Consider the following 21,387-nt stretch of genomic DNA (forward strand, 5'->3'; position numbering starts at 1 on the left):
GACAGGCCGGCGCCGGCCCACCACTGCTCGGGCCAGCCGCCGCCGAAGGCCGAGACCAGGGTAACGGCCACTGCCGAGACGGCGATGCCCGCGCCGACGCCGGCGAAGTGCAAAGCCGAGAGGCCGCCGCGGCCGCCGGCGGCGAGGCGTTCCAGCACCAGGGCCGAGGCGTAGACCATGACGAAGGCGCTGGCCATGCCGCCCGCCAGGCGGAGCAGGAGGAAAACCGGCATCGCGGTGGTCAGCGCCATGGCGCCCGTGGTCAGCGCGCTGACCGCGAGCGCCGCCAGCAGCCAGCCCCGCCGCGAGCCTGGAATTCCGGGCAGCGCGGCGAGCAGCGCGCCCAGCAGATAGCCCAGGAAGTTGGCCGACGCGATCAGGCCGGCCTCGCTCTTGGAGAGTGCCAGCGCCTCGGCCATGAAGGGCAGGATGGGGGTGTAGATGAAGCGCCCGATGCCGATGGCCGCGGCAAGCGCGAGCAGGCCGCCGAAGGCCAGAAGCAGCGGCCGGTCCGTCGGGCCGTTTGCCGAGAGGCTCGTCGTCATGAGCCTTTTCCTCGACCGCCCGAGCCGGCGCCGCGGCGCGACGCCGGGACGTAGTGCGGGTCGTGCCGGTACTCCTCGAGAAAGTCCGTGTGGACTTCTCCGATGCCTTCGCGCGCCTTGACGTAGGTCCAGGCGGGGTCCGGATCTTCGGCGCCCGCGATGCTGACCGCGATTTCGATCCGCTCATAGCCGCCCGGCAGGTGCGTGCCTTCGAGACGGTCGAGCAGGGCCAGGCCGTCGCCGTCCACGGCGTAGAGCTCGCCCAACACCCGGCGTCCCGCTCCCGGCTCGGCGATCAGCACGGGCGAGAACCAGGGGCCGGCGATGACCAGCGGAAAGGCCTCGAGGGTGCGGCAGACCGCCAGGAAGCGCTGCCCGGCGAGTCCGGTCTGGTGATAGGGGAAGCCGCGCTTGAGCGTTCCATAAACGAAGACGCGGTGCATCGATCTGTTCCGTCGCTCGCCGCGGACCGCTCTGACACTGTATTGCATTCGTTCGTCGGGCGCGCGCATCTCGCATGCTATAGGAAAAAGTTGATCCTAGCCGGCATGTCGTACGTAAATGTTTGGCTGAGGGGGTAAACATAAACATGGACGGGCAGGCCATCGCGGTTGTCGCCGCAGGACTCATCGGCTTTGCGCTGGTTTCCCGGCGGCTCGAGAGCAGCATCTTGACGCCGCCGATGGTGTTCACGGCCTTCGGGTTGGTCATCGGCGAGGCCGTGCTCGGGCTGGCCGATCTGGACCTCGGCCACGGGTTCATTCACGGCCTCGCCGAGGTCACGCTGATCCTCGTTCTCTTCTCCGACGCGGCCCGGATCGATCTGGGCCAACTGCGGCGCGATCACGATCTGCCGCAGCGCATGCTCCTGGTCGGCATGCCGCTCACGATCGCCGCCGGTACGGCCGTGGCCCTCGGCCTGCCGCTCGGCCTCGGCTTCTGGGAGGCGGCGCTGCTCGCGGCGATCTTGGCGCCGACCGACGCGGCGCTCGGCCAGTCGGTGGTGTCCAGCCCTATGGTCCCGGCGCGTATTCGCCAGGCGCTCAACGTTGAGAGCGGTCTGAACGACGGCATCGCCCTGCCGGTCGTGCTGTTCTTCGGCTGCATGGCGAGCGCGACCCATGCCGAGGCGGGCGAGCAGAACTGGCTCCTGTTCGGCGCCATGCAGATTACGCTCGGCCCGCTCGCCGGCCTGGCCGTCGGGGTGCTGGGCGCGAAGCTGATCGACCGGGCGGTTGAGCGGGAGTGGATGGGCGAGAGCTTCCAGGGGCCGGCCATCCTGGGAACCGCCCTGCTGGCCTATGCTGGGGCCGAGCTGATCGGCGGCAACGGCTTCATCGCCGCCTTCGTTTCCGGGATGATGTTCGGCAACCAGGTGCGCGGGCGCTGCGGCTTCATCTTCGAGTTCGCCGAGTCGGAAGGCCAGCTCCTGACCCTGGTCACCTTCCTGATCTTCGGCGCGGCGATCCTGCCCGAAGCCGCGGGCCGCATCGACTGGGCGATCGTGCTCTACGGCGTGCTGAGCCTGACGCTGCTGCGCATGATCCCGGTCGCGCTCTCCCTGCTGGGCGCCCGGCTGCGCCTGCCGACCATCTTCTTCCTCGCCTGGTTCGGGCCGCGCGGCTTGGCCTCGCTGCTGTTCGGCCTGCTGGTCTTGGAAGAGGTCGTCTCGCCCGGCGTCCAGACCGTTCTGGTGACCATCATCGTCACCGTGGCGCTGAGCATACTGGCGCACGGCGTGACCGCCGGGCCCGCCGCGCGCTGGTACGGCCGACTGGCGGAGCGATTGGGCGACAGCGAGGAGATGAAGCCGGTTTCCGAGCTGCCAACCCGCAGCGGCATGGTGGCCGCGTCAAGCGGGCCGCTTTCGTAAGAGCTGAAAACAGAGGAGAGAACAATCGATGTTGAACGAACAGCAAGAAAAGTGGTGCAGCGAGAGCAAGTGGGACTACTCCGACTTGAACGCGCTCTTCTTGAACTGCACCCTGAAGCGCTCGCCGGGCCTCTCCCACACCGAGGGGCTGATCCGCATCGCCCGGGCGATCTTCGAGAAGAACGGCGTCAAGACCGAAACCATCCGCCCGGTCGACCACGCCATCGCGACCGGCGTCTATCCCGACATGAAAGAGCACGGCTGGGAGCGGGACGACTGGCCGGAGATCTACAATAAGGTCGAGGCGGCCGACATTCTGGTGATCACCTCGCCGATCTGGCTGGGCGAGAAGTCCTCGATCTGCACCCAGGTGATCGAGCGGCTCTACGCCAACTCCCACATTCTCAACGCCGAAGGCCAGTACGCCTACTACGGCAAGGTCGGCGGCTGCCTGATCACCGGCAACGAGGACGGCGCCAAGCACTGCTCGATGAACATCCTCTACTCGCTGCAGCACCTGGGCTACGTGATCCCGCCCCAGGCCGACTCCGGCTGGCTCGGCCCGGCGGGACCGGGGCCCTCCTACCTGGACCCCGATTCGGGTGGGCCGGAGAACGACTTCACCAACCGCAACACGACCTTCATGGCCTGGAACCTCCTGCACCTGGCGCGCATGATCAAGGACGCCGGCGGCATCCCGGCCCACGGCAACCAGCGCTCGGCCTGGGACGCCGGCTGCCGCTTCGACTATCCCAACCCGGAGTACCGGTGAGCCTTCAATAGGCGTGCTGGAGCTTCAGGTAGTCGTAGCGGTCGCCCGAGGTGACGGTCAGGTCGGTCGGCTGTGCGCCGCGCAGCACGGTAAGCGGCACCTTCACGCCGGCGTCGCCGAGCGCCCAGATCTTGCGGTAGAAGTCCGCGGTGTCGGCAACCGGCTCGCCCTTGACCGCGAGTATCAGGTCTTCCGCCTCGAGGCCGGCTGCTGCTGCCGGACCTTCCGGCGCCACGCGGGTGACGAAGACCCGGCCGTGGGCCTCCTCGGCATAGACGCCGAGCCAGGGTCGGGGCGTGGCCGCGGCGCGCCCCTTCTCCAGCAGCTCGGCGAGGATCGGCTTGAGCGCGTCGATCGGCACGAACATGTTGCCGGGCAGGCCGGCGTCCTCCGCGGCGTCGGCGACCAGCAGCGAGCCGATGCCAAGCAGCCGGCCGTCTTCGCCGATCAGGCTGGCGCCGCCGTAGCCGGGGTGCGGCGGCGTGGTGAAGATCGCCTGGGGCAGCAGATACTCCCAATAGCCGGCGAACTCGCGGCGCGAGACGACGAAGGCCGCGCTGGCCGAGACGCTGTCGGCGAAGCTGGCGACCAGCACCCGGCTCTGCGGATCCAGCGCGTCCGAGCTGCCCAGCGGGATCGGTTCGACATCCAGGCTGCCGATCGCGCGCAGCAGGCCGAAGCCGGTGTCGTAGTCGTAGGCCAGGATCTCGGCCGGCAGTGCCCGGTCTTCCGGCAGGAGGATCTCGGCCGACTCCGCCTCCAGGATAAGATAGCCGATGGTGAGCACCAGACCGGCTTCGCCGATCACCACGCCGGAGCCCTCGCGCTGGGTGCCCAGCACCGGGGCGGTCCGCGCATCGGCGGGGATCGTCGCGCGCACGCCGACCACCGCGTCGAGCACATCCGCCCGGGCGGGCGACAGCGCCAGCAGGACCGCGACCAGTGCGGCGAGTAGGAGGAGCCCGCGTAGCGCGCTGGGGTTCTGAAAGCGGCGGGCTTTGGCAGAGGCGGGCATGGCGGCCGTTCCTTCTCGATGCCGGTAAAGCAGCATAGCACGGGCGGCGCCCGAGAGCAGACGGTAAGGCCCGCTCAGTCTTCCAGGAGATAGCCGCCTTCGCGGTGGCCGAGCGGCTGGTCCCCGACCACCTTGGCCACCGTCGTGCCGGGCGTGACGTACTTGAGCAGGCGGCGCGACAGCAGCAGGCCGCTCGCCCGCGTGACGATGGGCTGGCGGCCCTTCGCCGGGTCCTCCGCCGCCGGGTCGATCAGCTCGGCGATCATCTGACCCGCCGAGACCTGGTCGCCCAGCGCCGCCGTGTAGCTGAGCACGCCGGCCGCCGGCGCCTTGACCGAGTCTGCGGCGTCCAGGCGGGTCGCGGTGCAGAGCGCCGCGGGAATCGGTCCCGGGTCGCCGGCGATCACGCCGCGGCGTTGAAGGACGCGGAATAGCGCGGCGGCGTCGGCCGCGGCCAGCGCGTCGGCGACGTCGGCCTGACCGCGCAGCTCGACCGTGGCCGAGAAGCAGCCCTGGGGTATCGGATGGTCCGGAAAGCGTTCGGCGAGGCGCGTCCAGACCGACGAGAAGGCTTCGTCGAAGGGATCGCCGCCCGCGGGGTCGGAGGTCATGACCGCGCGGCACTCAAGCTCGGCCGCCAGATCGGCCGCCGCCGGCCAGAGCGCCGGGATGATGAAGAGGTGCATGAGCGCATCGTCGTCGCAGTGCAGGTCGAGCACCAGGTCCGACTGGCAGGCCTCGCGCGCGAGGACTCGGCGCAGGCCCTGGATCTCACTGGCCGCCGGCAGGGCCGCGACGACCTCGGCCATGGCCGCGCGGATCAGGGCGACGTTCGCCTCGCCGTTGTCCGTCAGCTTTCCCGCCACCTTGTCGGCGACGGGCGCCAGCAGGTCCGGCCAGTTGCGGTTGAAATTGCCGGCGCCGCCCAGCTCGTAGCGGCCCAGGTGGTAGGCGTTGACGACGTTGCCGAGGCCGAGCGGGTTGGCGTAGGGCACCAGCACGATCTCGCCCGTGATCTCTCCCGCCGCTGCGGCCGCGTCGAGCAGGCGGGCGAGGTGGTGCGCGACAAGAAGGGCCGGGGTCTCGTCGGCGTGGACCGAGGCCTGCAGGTAGGCCCTGGGGCGCGCGCCGGCCGCGCCGTAGCGCCGCAGCATCACCCGGCGCGCGGTCCCGGGCGTCGAACCGGGCAGGGAGATTTCTTCGATGGAGCGGGTCATGGCGTTACTAGAGAATGGCCCGTTCCGCCGGGTCAAGTGTCAGATACCGACGGGCGCTCTTTTGCGGTCCGCTCCGATCGGACAGGATCGAAGAGAAGGCGTGAGACCCATGCGGGAGGAGAAGGATGGTTTTCGCGGGCATGAACTATCTGGCGATTCTGGTCGCGGCGGTCGCCAGTTTCGCCTTCGGCGCGGTCTACTACACGGTGCTGGGCAAGGCCTGGATGGCGGCGCTCGGCAAGACGGAGGCGGAGGTCCGGGAGGGCGCCACCTCAGCGCTGTCGTTCGTCATCGCCGCGGTGGCGCAGCTGGTCATGGCCTGGGTCCTGGCCGGGACGCTGGGTCATCTCGGTGAGGGTCAGGTCACGATGAGGAACGGGGTGATTACCGCCGGTTTCGTCTGGGTCGGGTTCGTGCTCACCACCATGGCGGTCAACCACACCTTTCAGGGCGCGCGGCGCATGCTGACCGTGATCGACGGCGGCTTCTGGCTCGGCGTTCTGCTGATCCAGGGCGTCATCATCGGCCAGTTCGGCGTCTAGACCGCGGGGCGCAAGGCGGGTCTTTGGTAATCGGGCGCCTCTGGTATAAGGAGCCATGGCGGAAAGCCTCGACGTCCAAAGCGAAGACCTGCGCTATCCCTATCTCGCCGCGCTCAACGAGGCGCAGCGCGAGGCCGTGCTGGCGCTCGACGGGCCGGTGCTGGTTCTGGCCGGCGCCGGGACCGGCAAGACCCGCGTCCTGACCACGCGCCTGGCGCATCTCCTGATCACCGGCAAGGCGTCGCCGGGCCAGATCCTCGCGGTCACCTTCACCAACAAGGCCGCCTCAGAGATGAAGCAGCGGGTCGCCGCCCTGATCGGCCGCCCGGTCGAGGGCTGGTGGCTCGGCACCTTCCACTCGCTGGCCGCGCGCATGCTGCGGCGCCACGCGGAGCTGGTCGGTCTTCGCCCCGACTTCACGATCCTCGACACCGACGACCAGCTGCGCCTGATCAAGCAGCTGCTCGAGGCCGAGGAGATCGATACCAAGAAGTCGCCGGCGCGCGCCGTGCTGGCGGTGATCGAGCGCTGGAAGGACCGGGCGCTGACCCCTGACAAGGTGCCGGCGGGCCAGCGCGGCCAGGCCGCCGGCGAGCTGGCCGGCGGCCGCCTGATCGAGATCTACCGCGCCTACCAGGATCGCCTGAAGATCCTGAACGCCTGCGACTTCGGCGATCTGCTGCTGCACAGCGTGACCCTACTCCAGGACCACCCCGAAGTGCTCGAGGAGGCGCACCGGCGCTTCCGCTACATCCTGGTCGACGAGTACCAGGACACCAACGTCGCCCAGTATCTCTGGCTCCGGCTGCTCGCCCAGGGCCACCGCAACCTCTGTTGCGTCGGCGACGACGACCAGTCGATCTACGGATGGCGCGGCGCCGAGGTCGGCAACATCCTGCGCTTCGAGAGCGACATGCCCGAGGCCAAGGTGGTGCGGCTGGAGCGCAACTACCGCTCGACCAGCCCGATCCTGGCGGCGGCCTCGGGTCTGATTGCCCACAACAAGGGCCGCCTCGGCAAGACGCTCTTCACCGAGGAGGGCGGCGGCCAATCCGAGCTGTTGCGCTGGCGTCGCGTCTACGACGGCGAGGCCGAGGCCCGCTTCGTCGGCGAGGAGATAGAGGCGCTGCAACGCAAGGGCCACGCGCTGTCCGAGATCGCCATCCTGGTCCGCGCCGGCGCCCAGACCCGCGAGTTCGAGGAGCGCTTCATTACCCTCGGCCTGCCTTACCGGGTGGTTGGGGGCCCGCGCTTCTACGAGCGCATGGAGATCCGCGACGCGCTCTCCTACCTGCGCGTGGTGCAGCAGCCCGACCACGACCTCGCCTTCGAGCGGATCCTCAACAAGCCCAAGCGCGGCCTCGGCGACGCCACCCTGCGCCTGCTGCACCGCCACGCCCGGGCCCAGGAGCTGCCGCTGCTGCGCGCCGCGGGAGAGCTGGTCGAAACCGACGAGCTGCGGCCCGCCGCGCGCCGCGCCCTGACCGACCTGCTGCTCGATTTCGCCCGCTGGCGCCAGCAGGCCCAGGACGGCGACCACGTCGAGCTGGCCGAGACGGTTCTCGAGGAATCCGGCTACGTGCAGATGTGGCGCGATGACAAGTCGGCCGAGGCGCCGGGCCGGCTCGACAACCTCAAGGAGCTGATGGCCGCCCTGGCGGAGTTCGACAGCCTGGCCGGATTCCTCGAGCACGTCAGCCTGGTGATGGAGGCGATCGACAACCGCGACCAGGACCAGGTCACCCTGATGACCCTGCACGCCGCCAAGGGCCTGGAGTTCGACACGGTGTTCCTGCCCGGCTGGGAAGAGGGGATCTTCCCGAACCAGAGGGCGCTCGACCAGGGCGGCGTCGGTGGCCTGGAGGAAGAGCGGCGGCTGGCCTATGTCGGCCTGACCCGGGCGCGCAAGCGGGTCGTCATCTCCACCGCCGACAGCCGGCGCATCCACGGCACCTGGTCGGACAACTATCAGTCCCGCTTCATCGACGAACTGCCCGAGGACATGATCGAGCGCGAGATCGAACCCGGCATGTACAGCGCGCCGCGCGGCGGCTTCGCCGAACCGGCCGCCGGAGAGTGGGGCTCGAGCCGGCTGACGCCGGGCATGGCGCGCGCCCGGGAGCGGGCCGGACAGGCCAGCCGCTTCATCGAGCTGACCCCGACCCTGGTCGAGACCGATGCGCCGGGCGGCTACGGTGCGGGCGACCGGGTGTTTCACCGGAAGTTCGGCTACGGCACGGTTGGGCGGGTCGAGGGCGAGCGCCTGACCATCGCCTTCGACAAGGCGGGCGAGAAGAAGGTCATGGCCGGCTTCGTCGTGCCCGAAGACCAGGCGGGCTGACGCGCTTGACCGCCTGGGTCCTGTCCCTCGAGGTGCCGCGCCCGGCGCTCCCGCTCTTCGAGGCGGCGCTGGAGACCCTCGGCGGCGCGCTGGTGGTCGACGAGAAGGGCGCTGCGGCGGCGCTGCGGCTCTACCTGGAGGGCGCACCTGACCGCGGCGCGGTGACCGCCTGCCTGGCCGCCGCGGCCGCGGCGGCGGGACTCGAGACCCCGCTCTTCGACAGCGCGCCCCTGCCCGAGGTCGACTGGGTCGCCGAGAGCCACAAGGCCCTGCCGCCCATCGCGGTCGGCCGTTTCTTCGTCCACGGCTCCCACGTGACCGATGTCCCGGCGGCCGGCCGGGTCCCGATCCTGATCGACGCCGCCACGGCCTTCGGCACGGGACGCCACGAGTCGACGCGGGGCTGCCTTCTGGCCCTGAGCGCCCTGGCCAGGAAGCGGGCGGTCCACCGGCCGCTCGACATGGGCTGCGGCTCCGGCCTCCTGGCGATCGCCATGGCGCGTCTCTGGCGCCGGCCCGTCCTGGCCGTCGACAACGACCGCCAGGCCGTCGCCGTGACCCGCGAAAACGCCGGCCTCAACCGGGTCCGGCCGCTGGTTCGGGCGCGCCTGGGCGAGGGCTACCGCGGGCCCGAGGTCGCGCGCCGCGGCCCCTACGACCTGATCGTTGCCAACATCCTGGCCGGACCGCTCGCGGCCATGGCGCCCGAGCTGGCTCGCCACCTGGCGCCGGGCGGGGTCGCGGTGCTCTCCGGCCTGCTCAGCCGACAGCAAGTATCGGTGCTGGCCGCGCACCGGGCCCAGGGCCTGCGTCTTGCGGGCAGGATCGAGCTGGGCGGTTGGACGACCCTGGTGCTTCGGCGGTAGAGCGAACTCACCGGGTCGCCCCCGGATACCCAGAACTCTCCGAAATATAACGCCAAAAGTATTTTTGTATTGGCGACTCTAATTATTCTAAAACGTCTAAATAATTCTCATATAATTTTGATTATTACACAACTTTATCTTGCGTACCACAAATATAACACGCGAGTAATTCATACGTTTTAGTACATTCCCGATCACGTAAGTGTTCTTACAATGCCATAGGAGATTCTGACATGCGTGGTCTGACGCGAACCGGCGGACGGGATTGCGAGGGGCGGTCGACCTGCCTCCTCGCCATCCTGGTTTGCCTCTCGGCTTCCCCGGCTCTTGCCGGCGGGGTCGACGTCGTCGTTTCCAATGGCAGCAGCGATATGAACGTCAATGCCAGCGACAGCGGCATTGTCAATCCGGGAAACATCGTGACGGGCGACAACAACGACAGCGTTCAAGGCGATGCCGTCGCCAATGGTTCCAGCTCTGCCGAGGCCGCCGGCATCGTGAACGAAGAAGTGTCGGCGGGTGCGATCGACACAGGTGCCGGCGACGATCGGATCAGTGGCTCGGGCACCGCCCAGGCCCATGGTCGAGGGGGCGGCGCCCTGTCTTTCGGCATTACCAACATCAACCGGCAGAACCCCGCGGCGGGCGTCGCCACGATTGACACCGGCGGCGGCGGCGACGTCATCGACGGCAGGGCAGTGGCCAACGGTCGGGACGACGTCGGCGCCTACGGCTTCCTGACCGGCGAGGTCTTCACGCGAGGTGGCCGCGACCGGGTTATCGGCACGGCCACGTCGACGGGCGAGACGACCACCGAGGCGCGCGGCGTCTCCGTCGGGCAATCGGATGTCGACGACGACACGATCTCCGGCGGTGGCAGCGAACCCCCGCTGATTCCGGCGGAGATCGGCCTCATGGAGACGGGCGGCGGCGCCGACGTCGTCAGCGGGTCGGCCAGCGTCACCGTCACCGGCCAAGGGGATCAGGGAATCTTCTTCGCCGGGGCCAACGGTATCGTGGTCGACGGCCCCACGGAGGCCGAGGTCTTCTGGATGTACGGAAGCCCGCCAATCAACGTCGATCCCTTCGAGCTCACGACCGGTACGCTGGACACGGGTTCGGGTGGTGACCAGCTCAATGCCAACGTCATCCTCAACGTATCCGGCGAGACCAACCTGGATGAAGACGATGACCTGGAGGTCATCGGCGACGGGATCGAGAACGCCGGCACCATTCTGCTCGGTAACGGCAACGACGCCGTCAACTCCACGGTCACGGTCACGTCGACCATCAGCCGCGCCAAGGGCCTGGCGGATGCCCTGGACAACAGCAGCGTCGGGATCATCACGGGTCTGGGGTTGGAAGTGAACGACGCGACCCTGTTCGACATGGGCCCGGGCAACGACCGCTTCACCAGCAACATCTTCGCCAGCGCCGTCGATGACCTGGCGGCCGCCGACGGTCTGGGAAACCGGGGCGTCTTCGTGGCCGGCGACGGCGACGATAGCTTCGACCTGACCTCGAGATCGGTTCATCTGCGTCAGCTGCCATTCAACGATCCCGCTCTCGCCGGCGAGCAGCCGGAAGGGATCGCCGACGGCTGGGAAAACCGCAACAAGGTCTGCCTCGACGACGCCGTATTCGACGCGGGCGTAGGCAAGTACGTCTGTGAAGGAGGAAACGGCAATGACTCGGTCAAGGCCAGCGCGACGGCCTCCGGCAATGGCGTCCTGACCATCGCCGAGGGTATCGAGAGCCGCGAGTTGTTCGATGCGGGTGGCGGCAATGACTTCTTCGACCTGACCGCGCTCGCGATCTCCGACGCGTTCGGCGACACCCGTGCCGTGGCGCTCGATCCTCGCAACATCACGCAGGCGGCGGGCTTCCAGACCGAGCAGATCGACGAGGGCGATCTTTTCCTCGGTGACGGCGATGACACGATCCGCGTGGGCAGCCGTGACGAGGTCACGGATGAGGTGATGAGCGCCGGCGCCAGGGCCCTGTCGAAGGGCGGTAACCTGGGAACCTTCGCCTTCGGGGTCACGCAGGTCACCGCCGATGCCTTCAACGGTGTCAGCGAGCAGGATCCCGATTTCGATGCCGACAAGGACGATGGCCTGATCGATACCGGCGCCGGCGCCGACACGCTGGACGGTATCGCCAGGTCCACGGGCGGAAACGACGTCGATGCCTTCGGTCTGCTGTTCACCAACGCCAACGCCGGCCCTGGTGCAGATGTCTTGAGGGGCGATGCCCAGGCCGTTCTGGACAGGACTCCGCCTTTTGTCGGACTGAGCCCTGCCAGGACCAAGGCGAGCGCCGATGCGATCGGAATCGGTGTCGGCGTCTCGGGCAATGCCCGCCTTCCCCAGGAGGCAGGCATTCTCCTTACCGGCAGCGACGGTGACGTCATCGACGGCACCGCCGACGCCCAGGACGTCGGCGGCATCGGAGCGGTCAGTGCGTTCGGCATCTTCGTGGCGGACAGGAGCGTGCTCAAGACGCAGGGGGGTGCGGACGAGATCACCGCCAAGGCGACCACCAGCCCGGGTGGCGCGGCCTTCGATATCGGCGGCCGCGGCACTATCGACACCGGCCCCGCGAACGACTCGATCGTGACCGACGTCGATGTCACGATCGTCGACGTCAACAGCTTCGGTGGCGGAATTCGGATCAGGACGGGTGGCGGCAACGACCGCGTCTTCGGCTACGGCCACGCCCACATGGATGGTGGTGCCGGGGTCAGGGACGAGCTCGCATTCGGCTTCTCGAAGAGCGCGTTCCATGATGCGGGCGGGCGTATCTCGGCCGACTGCATCGCCAACAAGATCAAGTTCAACGTGCGGGGCGTCACGCTCAAAGCCGCGAACTTCGAGACGTTCGTGTTTGCCGGCATGCGCTTTGCCTGCAACCAACTCTGACCCCGAAAGGATCCAGAAATGCGCGGCCTCCCGGTTACCGCCGGGAGGCCGTCGCTGTTTCAGCGTCGGATCAGCAGCGCTGGGGCGATGCTCTGGGGTCTGTGAACCTTAGCTACTGTAATAAAACTTGTGATAGTTCTCATCCGTCCCGCCAAAATATCACTGGTGGAAACTTCAAATAAAATTGGAAGATTGTGTGTATTGCCACAGCAATACCTTCGCTTCTCGTGCGATCAGGCCGCCAAACGCCAGTTACGCGATGGAGTGTTTTGTTATGGAGTACGAAGATTACGCCAACGCACATCGGGCGACGCGCCGCGATGTCCTGGCGTCCTGGGCGGCCCTCGGCCTGTTCATGGCCGCGATGGTCGCCTGTTCCCACCTGTCCATGATCATCTAGTGCCGGACGGCGAGGTGGTCCGCAGTGGGTCTCCTCACTGCGGACCACGTCCGCAAGCTCAGCTCATCCACCAGCGCTCGACGTAGCGGCCGCCGTCAAGCTCCCAGTTCGCCGCCACCTTGGGCCCGTGCTGGACCTTGTCGCGCATGGCGTAGACGTAGTTGGCGAATGCCCAGACCACGACGCCGCCCTCGTCGCGCACGATCTGCTGCATCTCGCGGTAGATCTCGCTGCGCTTGGCCGCGTCGAGCTCGCCGCGGCCGGCCTTGAGCAGCATGTTGAAGCGCTCGTGGCTCCAGTAGGTGTCGTTCCAGTTCGCCCCCTCGGCGTAGGCCTGGGAGAACATCCAGTCCTGGGTCGGGCGGCCGCCCCAGTAGCACATGCACCAGGGCTTCTTCATCCAGACGTTCGACCAGTAGCCGTCGTTCGGCTCGCGCGCGACGTCGATCTCGATGCCCGCCGGCGCCGCGTGCTCTCGCAACAGCACGGCGGCGTCGACCGCCCCGGCGAAGGCCGCGTCGGCGGCCGAGATCTGCACCTTCAGGCTGTCCAGACCGGCCTGCTTGAGGTGGAACTTGGCCTTGTCGGGGTCGTAGCTGCGCTGCTCGAGCTCGGCGTGGAACGGCACGGACGGGGCGATCGGGTGGTCGTTGCCCAGGGTGCCGTGCCCCTTGAGGATGCGGTCCAGCAACTGCTGGCGGTCGACCGCGTGCTTCAGGGCGAGGCGGACGTCGTTGTTGTCGAACGGCGCGACCGTTGTGTTCATCGGCGCCGTGTAGTGCAGGAACCCGGTCTCCTCCTCGACCCGGACGCCGGGCCGGCGCTTCAGCAGATGGACCGTCTTGAGGTCGCAGCGGCTGATCACGTCGACCTCGTCTGTCACCACGCCGTTTTGGCGCGCCGCCACGTCGGCGATGACCAGCAGCTCGACCTCGTCGAAGTGCGCCCGGTCGGCCTTCCAGTAGTTCGGGTTGCGCTTCATGGTGGAGCGCACGCCGGCCTCGTGGTTGTCCAGCACGTAGCCGCCGGTCCCGACGTAGTTCTTCCAGTCCGCCTTGCCGTCGACCGCCGGCATGATCAGCAGGTGATAGTCGGCCATCAGGAAGGGGAAGTCGGCGTTGGCGCTCTTCAGGGTGAAGACCACGGTGTCGGCGCCGTCCGCCTTGATGTCGTCGATCGGGTCGACATTGGACTTGGCGGCCGACTTGGAGTCCTCGCCGCGGTGATGGTTGAGCGAGACGATCACGTCCTCGGCGGTCATGGTCTTGCCGTTGGAGAACTCGATCCCCTTGCGCAGCTTGAAGGTCCACTGCGTGGCGTCGTCGGAGGCGTCCCAGGACTCCACCACGTCGCCGACCAGCTCGCCTTCCGGGTTGATCTCGGTCAGCGTGTTGTGCGTCCCGAAGCCGAGCGAAATCATGTAGATGTCGGTGTAGGTCTGCGGATCGAGCGAATCCGTGGTGGCGCCCTCCGCGAGGCCGACCCGCAGGCGGCCGCCCTTTTTCGGGCCGGCGGCCATCACGGCGCTGCCGGCGAGGCTGGCGGCCGCGGCCGCGCTCAAGCCGAGCGCCATGGCCCGGCCGATGAACTCGCGGCGCGAAACCCGTCCCTTGACGAGGCCGTCCGCAAGACCGGCCAGTTGCTTGAAGGTGTCGTCGTTACTCATGGTCATCTCCCCGGTCGTCCTGTCTGACGTCTGCGATCTAATCGTCGCTTTGCCGATCCTAACAGAAAAACGGCGGCCCCGTGGTAGGGGCCGCCGCAAAAAGTGGCAGGCGACGTGAGAACTCGGGAAGAGCGAAGTCGCTCTAATGGAAGCCCGATCGAGGGATCGCCTGGGGCGATCCCTCGATCGGGTCTTGTCCTAGAGCAGATCCGGGTTTGATGGAATCGCCACGGGCGATCCATCAACCCGGTGAATCTGCTCTAAACCTATGATGTAGAGCGGATTCAGACGTTTAACTGGAAACCACGAAGTGGTTCCACCTAAACATGATCCGCTCTAGGCGGCGCGGCGCGCCGTATCCAGGTTGAACAGGTCGTAGCCGCTCCGCTCGGCCGCGGCCTCCGTCAGCACCTCGACGGCGCCCGGACGAAGCACCGTGGGAAGGGCCGCCGCGGGGGCGGGGGCCGCCTCGGCGGGCGCCTTGTCGGCCAGCATCCGATCCACGGTGGCGACGATGTTGCTGCGCTCGATCCCGATGTCGCGCAGGGCGCGGTCGTCAAGCCTGGCGAGCTGATGGATCAGCGCCTGGCGGCGGAAGTGGAAGCGGATCCTGGTCAGCAACCAGGGCGCCGACTGGGATTTGGGGTACTGCATCATGGCGGCCTGCCAGGCATAACGCTCGACGTCGTCGTGGGTCATGCCGATGTCGCTCAGCCGGTGCGGGTCGAGGTGGCGCAGCTCGTCGAGCGTCCGCCGGTAGCAGCTCGCCCGGCGCAGCCGGTCGATCACGCCGGTCTTGACGAGATAGGCGAGGTCGGCGAGGCCGCTATAGCGGGCCAGCCGGCTGAAGCCGCCGCTGAGTGCCGCGCGGATTGCGGCGCCCTGGGCCGCGCGCGCCTGGCTGACCAGCCGCTGGAACTCCTGCGGGTCGGCCGCGCGCTCCCAACTCTGCCGCTTGGCGCGCTGGATCATGGAGCGTTCGCGTTCGGTCAAACGGGTCATCTTTCTTTCCTTTCCTTCGTGACGCGGGGGCCCGGGCCACTGCGGTCGCGGGACCGATCTAACCGTAATGGTTGCAATGGTCTACGCGTAAAGTAGTTACGAGGATCTCAAGAACGGAACGGAGTTATTGCGATGCAGCAATGCGTTTCCGGCATAGCTGCGGACCCCCGGACTGCCCGTATCACAGAGCTCGCCACAAGGGTTGTCCCGGGGGTGATCATGGGCCTGGCCCTGGAGCCGGCCATCGCGCGGGCGGGTGCCCTTGCCAGGGTGCCGGGGACCCCCTAGCTTCTCGGTCACAAGCCTCCCGAAGCGAGATCAGCCATGGCCGCACCCGACGATACCGCCGCCCGCGGGCCCTATCAGGGCGACGAGGCGCTGGGACGCCTCCTGACGGAGGCGGGGAGCCGCTACGACCCCGAAGCGGTCCGGAGCCTGGTGGCGGGGGTGCTGGCCGCGCCAGAGGACCGCGACCCCGACGCCTGGGTCGATCTGGTGGCGCCGGATCCGGGCGATCCGCTGCGGAACCAGCTCGTGGCGCTCAAGGCGCAGATGGGCGCGTCGCGCCCGGAAACGGCGCTGCCCGATGCGGGGGCGCGCCTGGCGGCCCTGCGCGCCGAGCTGAAGCGTCGCGGGCTGGCCGGCTTCGCCGTGCCCCACGCCGACGAGCACCAGGGCGAGAACCTGCCCGGCCGGGCCCAGCGCCTGACCTGGCTCACCGGCTTCAACGGCTCGGCCGGCATCGCGCTGGTGCTGGGCGACAAGGCGGCGATCTTCGTCGACGGGCGCTACACTCTGCAGGTGCGGGACCAGGTGGACACGGCGCTTTTTGCGCCGCAACATGTCACCGAAGAGCCGCCGGCCGCCTGGATCGAAGCCAATCTGCCGAAAGATGGAAAGCTCGGCTACGATCCCTGGTTGCATACGCGGAAGCAGGTCGAGACGCTGGGCAAGGCCGCCGAGAAGGCCGGCGGCGCCCTGGTCGCCGTGGCCGACAACCCGATCGACGCGCTCTGGACCGACCAGCCGCCGCCGCCGGTGGCGCCGGTCGTGGCCCACGACGCGGCGTTTGCCGGCCGGAGCTCGGCCGAGAAGCGCCAGGAGTTGGCGGAAAGCCTGAAAAAGCAGGGCCTTGCGGCGGCCGTGCTGACCCTGCCGGACTCCATCGCCTGGCTGCTCAACGTGCGCGGCGGCGACGTCGCCTCGACGCCCCTGCCGCTATCCTTCGCGATCCTGGCCGAGGACGGCACGCTCAAGTGGTTCATCGACCCGCGCAAGCCCGCCCCGGGTCTCGAGCGGCACCTCGGCAACGGCGTCGAGATCCTGCCGCCGGCCGAGCTTGGGCCGGCACTGGACCGCGCCGGGGCGGCGGGCCGGCCGGTGCTGGCCGATGCCGGCTCGGCGCCGGCCTGGATCCTCCAGCGCCTGGAGTCCGCGGGCGCCGCCGTGACCGAGGGCGCGGACCCCTGCCAGCTGCCCAAGGCGCGCAAGAACGAGAGCGAGCTGGCTGGGACCCGGGCGGCGCACCGCCGGGACGGGGCGGCGCTGACCCGCTTCCTCGCCTGGCTCGACGGCGAGGCCCGGCCCCGCGCCGAGGCCGGCGAGCCGGTCGGCGAGCTCGAGGCCTCGGCCCGGCTCGCGGCCTTTCGGCAGGGGGACCAGGGCTACCGCGGCCCGTCCTTCGACACCATTTCCGGCGCCGGCGCCAACGGCGCCATCGTGCACTACCGGGCCAGCGCCGAGACCGAGCGGCGCCTGGAGGCGGGCTCGCTCTTTCTGGTCGATTCCGGCGGCCAGTACCGCGACGGCACCACCGACGTGACCCGGACCGTGGCGATCGGGGCGCCGAGCGCGGAGATGCGCGACCGCTTCAGCCGCGTGCTCAAGGGCCACATCGCCCTGGCCACGGTGCGCTTCCCCAAGGGCACGACGGGCAGCCAGCTCGACCCCTTGGCCCGCGCCGCGCTGTGGCGCGCCGGGCTCGACTACGACCACGGCACGGGCCACGGCGTCGGCAGCTATCTGGGCGTTCACGAGGGGCCGCAGCGGATCTCCAAGGTGGCCAACGGCGTCGCGCTGGAGCCGGGCATGATCGTCTCCAACGAGCCCGGCTACTACAAGACCGGCGCCTACGGCATCCGGATCGAGAACCTTGTCGTGGTGGTCGAGAGCGAACCCGAGGGCGGTTTCGAGGGCGAGCGGCCGCTCTACGCCTTCGAGACTCTGACGCTGGCCCCGATCGACCGGGCGCTGATCGCGCCGGAGCTCCTCAGCGAGGAGGAGCGGGCCTGGCTCGACGCCTACCACGCCCGGGTCCGCGAGACCCTGACCCCGCTCCTCGACGAGGCCACGGCGGCCTGGCTGAAGGTTGTGACCCAGCCGATCTAGGCGGATCATGTTTTGACGGAGACGTTTCGCGGTTCCGGCAAAGACATGGGAAACCGCTCTATATCAACTCGTTAGAGCAGATTCACCGGGTTTGTCGGATCGCCTCTGGCGATTCCGTCAAACCCGGATCTGCTCCAGGCGGGCGGGGGATGCCGACAGCAGAACGCGACAGGAGGCACACCCCGCCGGACGGTGCCGGGGTCGCCGGCGGCCGCTACAGTTAATTTCGGTTAAGGTAAATTTACTACGCGAACCTTTTAGGTATAATTCGCAGAAAAATATTAGTGTATTGACGATAGCTTCCGGACCACGACGCGAGAGACCCGGCGACAGCAGCCGGGCGGACCAGAAGCCGGTGGCACGGCGATGGACGGGGAACCATGCGACGACCGAGTTCCAAGAAACTGGCGAAGTTGGACCGGCTGGGCGGCGCGGGCCCCCTGGAGACGGAGCTTCGTCTGGGTGAATCGATCGGCTGGACGATCCGGCTCACCCGGGGACGGGTCGTCGACGTCACCCGCAAGCACGTCGTGCTCTCCGAGGACTCCCTTGGCGTCCTCGCGTTCGACGACGGCGAGGCGCTGTCGATCGAAGGCGTCCGGCGCGTCGGCTGGTAGCTAATAGCCTCTCCGTTTCGAGTCAGCCGAAAACCTTCGGAGTTCTTGATCCCGGTCATCCTTCGACATGCTCAGGATGAGGGTGAGTGCTTGAAGCACCTCGCCCTCACCCTGAGCTCATCGAAGCGTGATGGTCCCGACGAAGTGCTTCGTTGGCAGCCTTCTAAAGCCCGTCGGTGCCGGCGCCGCAGATCAGCGCGGCCACCTTGCGCGTCGAGAGATCGCCGGCCCGGCCGGTGAGGAGGGCGGCCAGCGCGGCGGCGCCGGAGAGCTCGGCCGCCACGCCCAGCTCGAACCAGAGCCAGCGGGCCGCCTCGCGCATCTCCGCGTCGCTGACCAGCACGATGCGGTCGACGTTGCGGCTGATGATCGCCAGGTTGATCGCCTCGCTGCGCCGGGGCGCCAGGGTGCCGGCCGCCGTGGTCACACTGGGCAGCGTGACCGGCTCGCCGGCGGCCAGGCTCTCGGTCAGGGTCGGCGCGCCCTCGGGCTCGATGCCGATGACCTCGATCTCCGGCTTCAAGGCCTTGAGCGCGGTCGCGACGCCCGAGATCAGGCCGCCGCCGCCGATCGAGACCAGGACCGTGTCGAGCTCGGGGGCGTCGTCCAGCATCTCCAGGCCCGCCGTGCCCTGGCCGGCGATCACGGCGGGATCGGCGAAGGGATGGAAGTAGGCGAGACCCTCGTCTTCGGCCAGGGCCAGCGCGCCCCGGTTGGAATCGTCCCAGACCGCGCCCTCGATCCTGACCTCCGCGCCCCAGGCCTCCAGCTTCCGGGCCTTCTCCGGCGGGCTGTTCTCGGGCAGGAAGATCACCGCGCGGGTCGCGGCCTGGCGGGCGGCATAGGCCACGGCCAGGCCGTGGTTGCCGCCGGACGCGGTGACGATGCCGCGCGACACCTGACCGCGGTCCAGGCTCAGCAGCTTATTGGTGGCGCCGCGCGCCTTGAACGAGCCGGTGACCTGGAGGCATTCCAGCTTGAGCAGCAGCGCGTCCATGGGCGGCGGGTTCAGGAGCGGCGCCGCCGCTATCTGGGGCGTGCGCCGGACCCGGCCGGCGATCCGCTCCCGCGCCGCCTCGATGTCGGCGAGACCGACATCGGCGAGACCCACGGTGGCGCCTCCCGTCACGAGCCTGCTCCGGCGAGTTCCAGCCATTCTTGCTCGCTCAGCACGGCCACGCCCAGCTCCTCGGCCTTGCGCGCCTTGGAGCCGGCGTCCGCGCCGACCACGACGAAGTCGGTCTTGCGCGAGACCGATCCGGCCACCTTGGCGCCCAGCGACTCGGCCTTGGCCTTGGCCTCGCTGCGCCCCATGGCGCTCAAGGTCCCGGTGAACACCAGGGTCTTGCCGGCGATCGGCGAGTCTCCGGTATCGCGGGTCTCTGGCGCGGTGATCTCGGTCAGCTGTCCGGTCAGGTCCTCCAAGGCGGCGAGGTTGTGCGGCTCGTCGAAGAAGGCGATCAGGTCGGCGGCAACGGAGGGGCCGATCTGATCGATGTTGATCAGGTCGCCATAGGCGGCCGCCTCGGGATCAGCGGCCTCGGTCATGGCGGCGCGGAAGGCCTCTACGCCGCCGTAGTTGCGGGCCAGCAGCTTGGCCGTCGACTGGCCGACCTGGCGGATCCCAAGCGCGTAGATGAAGCGCTCCAGGCTGATCGTCCGCCGCGCCTCGACGGCGCGCAGAAGGTTCTGCACCGACTGCTCGCCCCAGCCCTCGCGCTCGGCCAGGTCTGCCGCCTTCTCATGGAGGCGGAAGATGTCGGCCGGCGTGGCAACCAGGCCTTCGGCCAGGAAGGCCTCGACGTGCTTGCCGCCCAGGCCCTCGATGTCGAAGGCGTCGCGGCTGACGAAGTGCTTCAGGTGCTCGGCCTTCTGATGGGGGCAGGCCAGCTCGCCGGTACAGCGCCGCACAGCCTCGCCTTCTTCGCGGTGGGTCGGCGTCCGGAGCGGGCAGGGGCAGACGCTGGGAAAGTCGTAAGGCTTGCTGGCGTTCGGCCGCTTCCCCAGCACCACCGAGACGACCTGGGGAATCACGTCGCCGGCCCGCTGGATGATCACCCGGTCGCCTTCGCGGATGTCCTTGCGCTCGATCTCGTCCTCGTTGTGCAGTGTCGCGCGGCTGACCACGACGCCGCCGACCGTGATCGGCTCCAGGTTGGCGACCGGGGTGAGGGCGCCCGTGCGGCCGACCTGGATGGTGATCTCGTTCAGCCGGGTCTCGGCCTGCTCGGCGGGGAACTTGTGGGCGATCGCCCAGCGCGGCGCCCGGCTGACGAAGCCGAGGCGCTCCTGCCAGTCGAAGCGGTTCACCTTGTAGACGATGCCGTCGATGTCGTAGGGCAGGTCGACCCGCCTGCCGAGCAGCTCGCCGTAGAACGCCATGACGGCGTCGAGGTCGGCACAGACCGTGGCCTCGGGATTGGTCGGGAAGCCCCAGGCCCGGAGGCGCTGCAGCAGGTCCCAGTGGCTCGCCGCCACCACGTCGCTGACCTCGCCGAGGGCATAGGCGAAGAGCTTCAGGGGCCGCGACGCGGTGACCTCGACGTTGAGCTGGCGCAGCGACCCGGCCGCGGCGTTGCGCGGGTTGGCGAAGATCTTGCCGCCGCTCGCCTCCTGCTGGCGATTGAGCGCTGCGAAGTCGTCATGCCGCAGGAAGATCTCGCCGCGCACCTCGAGCACCGCGGGCGCCTCGCCCGAGAGCGTCTTCGGCAGGTCGCCAAGCGTTTCGACGTTGGCCGTGACGTCCTCGCCCTCGGTGCCGTCGCCGCGGGTCGCGGCCTGCACGAAGCGGCCGCCTTCGTAACGCAGCGAGATCGACAGCCCGTCGATCTTGGGCTCGGCGACGATCTCTATGGGTTCGTCGGGGTCGAGACCCATGAAGCGGCGGATCCGGGAGAAGAACTCCGCGACCTCCTCGCGGTCGAAGGCGTTGCCGAGCGACAGCATGGGCAGGCGGTGCCGGACCTTGCCGAAGCCCTCGGCCGGCGCCGCGCCGACCCGCCGCGAGGGGCTGTCCGGCCGCACGAGCTCGGGAAAACGCGCCTCGATCGCGTCGTTGCGCTGACGGAGCGCGTCGTAGGCGGCGTCGGAGATCTCCGGCTGGTCTTTCTGATGGTAGAGGCGGTCGTGATGCGCGATGTCGCCGGCAAGCCGCGCCAGCTCTGTCGCCGCCTCCTCGGCCGAGAGGGCCTCGGGCGCCTTGGTCGCAACGTCGGCGGCCAC

General features: G+C 68.7%; 17 protein-coding genes. 9 read left to right on the forward strand and 8 right to left on the reverse strand.

Features of this window, described 5'->3' with window-relative positions; genetic code table 11:
- On the reverse strand, positions 1–545 hold a 545-nt coding region (locus QNJ67_16120), incomplete at its 3' end, for a YbfB/YjiJ family MFS transporter (protein MDJ0610501.1).
- Positions 542–988: a gamma-glutamylcyclotransferase family protein gene (locus tag QNJ67_16125; protein MDJ0610502.1), complete on the reverse strand. Its 447-nt coding sequence runs from the start codon at positions 986–988 to the stop codon at positions 542–544. The genes QNJ67_16125 and QNJ67_16120, both read right to left, overlap by 4 nt.
- A 146-nt stretch (positions 989–1,134) precedes the next feature.
- On the opposite strand from QNJ67_16125, the gene QNJ67_16130 reads away from it, so the two are divergent.
- Together QNJ67_16130 and QNJ67_16135 are read left to right on the forward strand one after the other, a co-directional pair.
- Complete coding sequence (locus tag QNJ67_16130) at positions 1,135–2,418, forward strand: cation:proton antiporter (protein ID MDJ0610503.1); 1,284 nt, start codon at positions 1,135–1,137, stop codon at positions 2,416–2,418.
- Positions 2,419–2,446: 28 nt separating this feature from the next.
- Positions 2,447–3,190 carry a flavodoxin family protein gene (locus QNJ67_16135; protein MDJ0610504.1) on the forward strand — a complete coding sequence of 248 codons (744 nt, stop codon included), beginning with the start codon at positions 2,447–2,449 and terminating at the stop codon, positions 3,188–3,190.
- 4 nt (positions 3,191–3,194) lie between these two features.
- On the opposite strand, the gene QNJ67_16140 is transcribed toward QNJ67_16135, so the two are convergent.
- Entirely contained in the window at positions 3,195–4,205 is a 1,011-nt protein-coding gene (locus tag QNJ67_16140) for a S1C family serine protease (GenBank protein MDJ0610505.1), read from the reverse strand.
- Between the two features lie 74 nt (positions 4,206–4,279).
- Positions 4,280–5,422, reverse strand: a complete 1,143-nt coding sequence (locus QNJ67_16145; GenBank protein ID MDJ0610506.1) for a M14 family metallopeptidase — start codon at positions 5,420–5,422, stop codon at positions 4,280–4,282.
- A gap of 125 nt (positions 5,423–5,547) precedes the next feature.
- Here QNJ67_16145 and QNJ67_16150 point away from each other — a divergent pair, with 125 nt between their 5' ends.
- The 5 genes from QNJ67_16150 (at position 5,548) to QNJ67_16170 (ending at position 12,492) form a co-directional block, all read left to right on the forward strand.
- A complete protein-coding gene (locus QNJ67_16150; GenBank protein MDJ0610507.1) occupies positions 5,548–5,964 on the forward strand; it encodes a DUF1761 domain-containing protein in 417 nt (138 codons plus the stop codon).
- Positions 5,965–6,019: 55 nt separating this feature from the next.
- On the forward strand, positions 6,020–8,305 hold the full coding sequence (locus tag QNJ67_16155) for a UvrD-helicase domain-containing protein (protein MDJ0610508.1): 2,286 nt from the start codon (positions 6,020–6,022) through the stop codon (positions 8,303–8,305).
- Positions 8,306–8,310: 5 nt separating this feature from the next.
- On the forward strand, positions 8,311–9,171 hold the full coding sequence (locus QNJ67_16160) for a 50S ribosomal protein L11 methyltransferase (protein MDJ0610509.1): 861 nt from the start codon (positions 8,311–8,313) through the stop codon (positions 9,169–9,171).
- Positions 9,172–9,404: 233 nt separating this feature from the next.
- Complete coding sequence (locus QNJ67_16165) at positions 9,405–12,092, forward strand: hypothetical protein (GenBank protein MDJ0610510.1); 2,688 nt, start codon at positions 9,405–9,407, stop codon at positions 12,090–12,092.
- Positions 12,093–12,366: 274 nt separating this feature from the next.
- Positions 12,367–12,492: a hypothetical protein gene (locus QNJ67_16170; protein ID MDJ0610511.1), complete on the forward strand. Its 126-nt coding sequence runs from the start codon at positions 12,367–12,369 to the stop codon at positions 12,490–12,492.
- A gap of 58 nt (positions 12,493–12,550) precedes the next feature.
- Here QNJ67_16170 and QNJ67_16175 read toward each other — a convergent pair whose 3' ends face one another.
- Together QNJ67_16175 and QNJ67_16180 are read right to left on the reverse strand one after the other, a co-directional pair.
- Entirely contained in the window at positions 12,551–14,158 is a 1,608-nt protein-coding gene (locus QNJ67_16175; GenBank protein ID MDJ0610512.1) for an ABC transporter substrate-binding protein, read from the reverse strand.
- A 336-nt stretch (positions 14,159–14,494) separates the two neighbouring features.
- The gene (locus QNJ67_16180; GenBank protein MDJ0610513.1) at positions 14,495–15,160 is read right to left on the reverse strand and encodes a DUF1127 domain-containing protein; all 666 of its coding nucleotides are present in this window, start codon (positions 15,158–15,160) and stop codon (positions 14,495–14,497) included.
- A gap of 324 nt (positions 15,161–15,484) precedes the next feature.
- On the opposite strand from QNJ67_16180, the gene QNJ67_16185 reads away from it, so the two are divergent.
- Together QNJ67_16185 and QNJ67_16190 are read left to right on the forward strand one after the other, a co-directional pair.
- Complete coding sequence (locus tag QNJ67_16185; GenBank protein ID MDJ0610514.1) at positions 15,485–17,548, forward strand: aminopeptidase P family protein; 2,064 nt, start codon at positions 15,485–15,487, stop codon at positions 17,546–17,548.
- 380 nt (positions 17,549–17,928) lie between these two features.
- The gene (locus QNJ67_16190) at positions 17,929–18,165 is read left to right on the forward strand and encodes a hypothetical protein (protein ID MDJ0610515.1); all 237 of its coding nucleotides are present in this window, start codon (positions 17,929–17,931) and stop codon (positions 18,163–18,165) included.
- Positions 18,166–18,328: 163 nt separating this feature from the next.
- Here QNJ67_16190 and QNJ67_16195 read toward each other — a convergent pair whose 3' ends face one another.
- Together QNJ67_16195 and ligA are read right to left on the reverse strand one after the other, a co-directional pair.
- The gene (locus QNJ67_16195) at positions 18,329–19,294 is read right to left on the reverse strand and encodes a pyridoxal-phosphate dependent enzyme (GenBank protein MDJ0610516.1); all 966 of its coding nucleotides are present in this window, start codon (positions 19,292–19,294) and stop codon (positions 18,329–18,331) included.
- Entirely contained in the window at positions 19,291–21,387 is a 2,097-nt protein-coding gene (ligA, locus tag QNJ67_16200) for an NAD-dependent DNA ligase LigA (protein ID MDJ0610517.1), read from the reverse strand. The genes QNJ67_16195 and ligA overlap by 4 nt, the downstream gene beginning before the upstream one ends.

This window comes from Kiloniellales bacterium (assembly GCA_030064845.1).
GTDB lineage: Bacteria > Pseudomonadota > Alphaproteobacteria > Kiloniellales > JAKSDN01 > JASJEC01.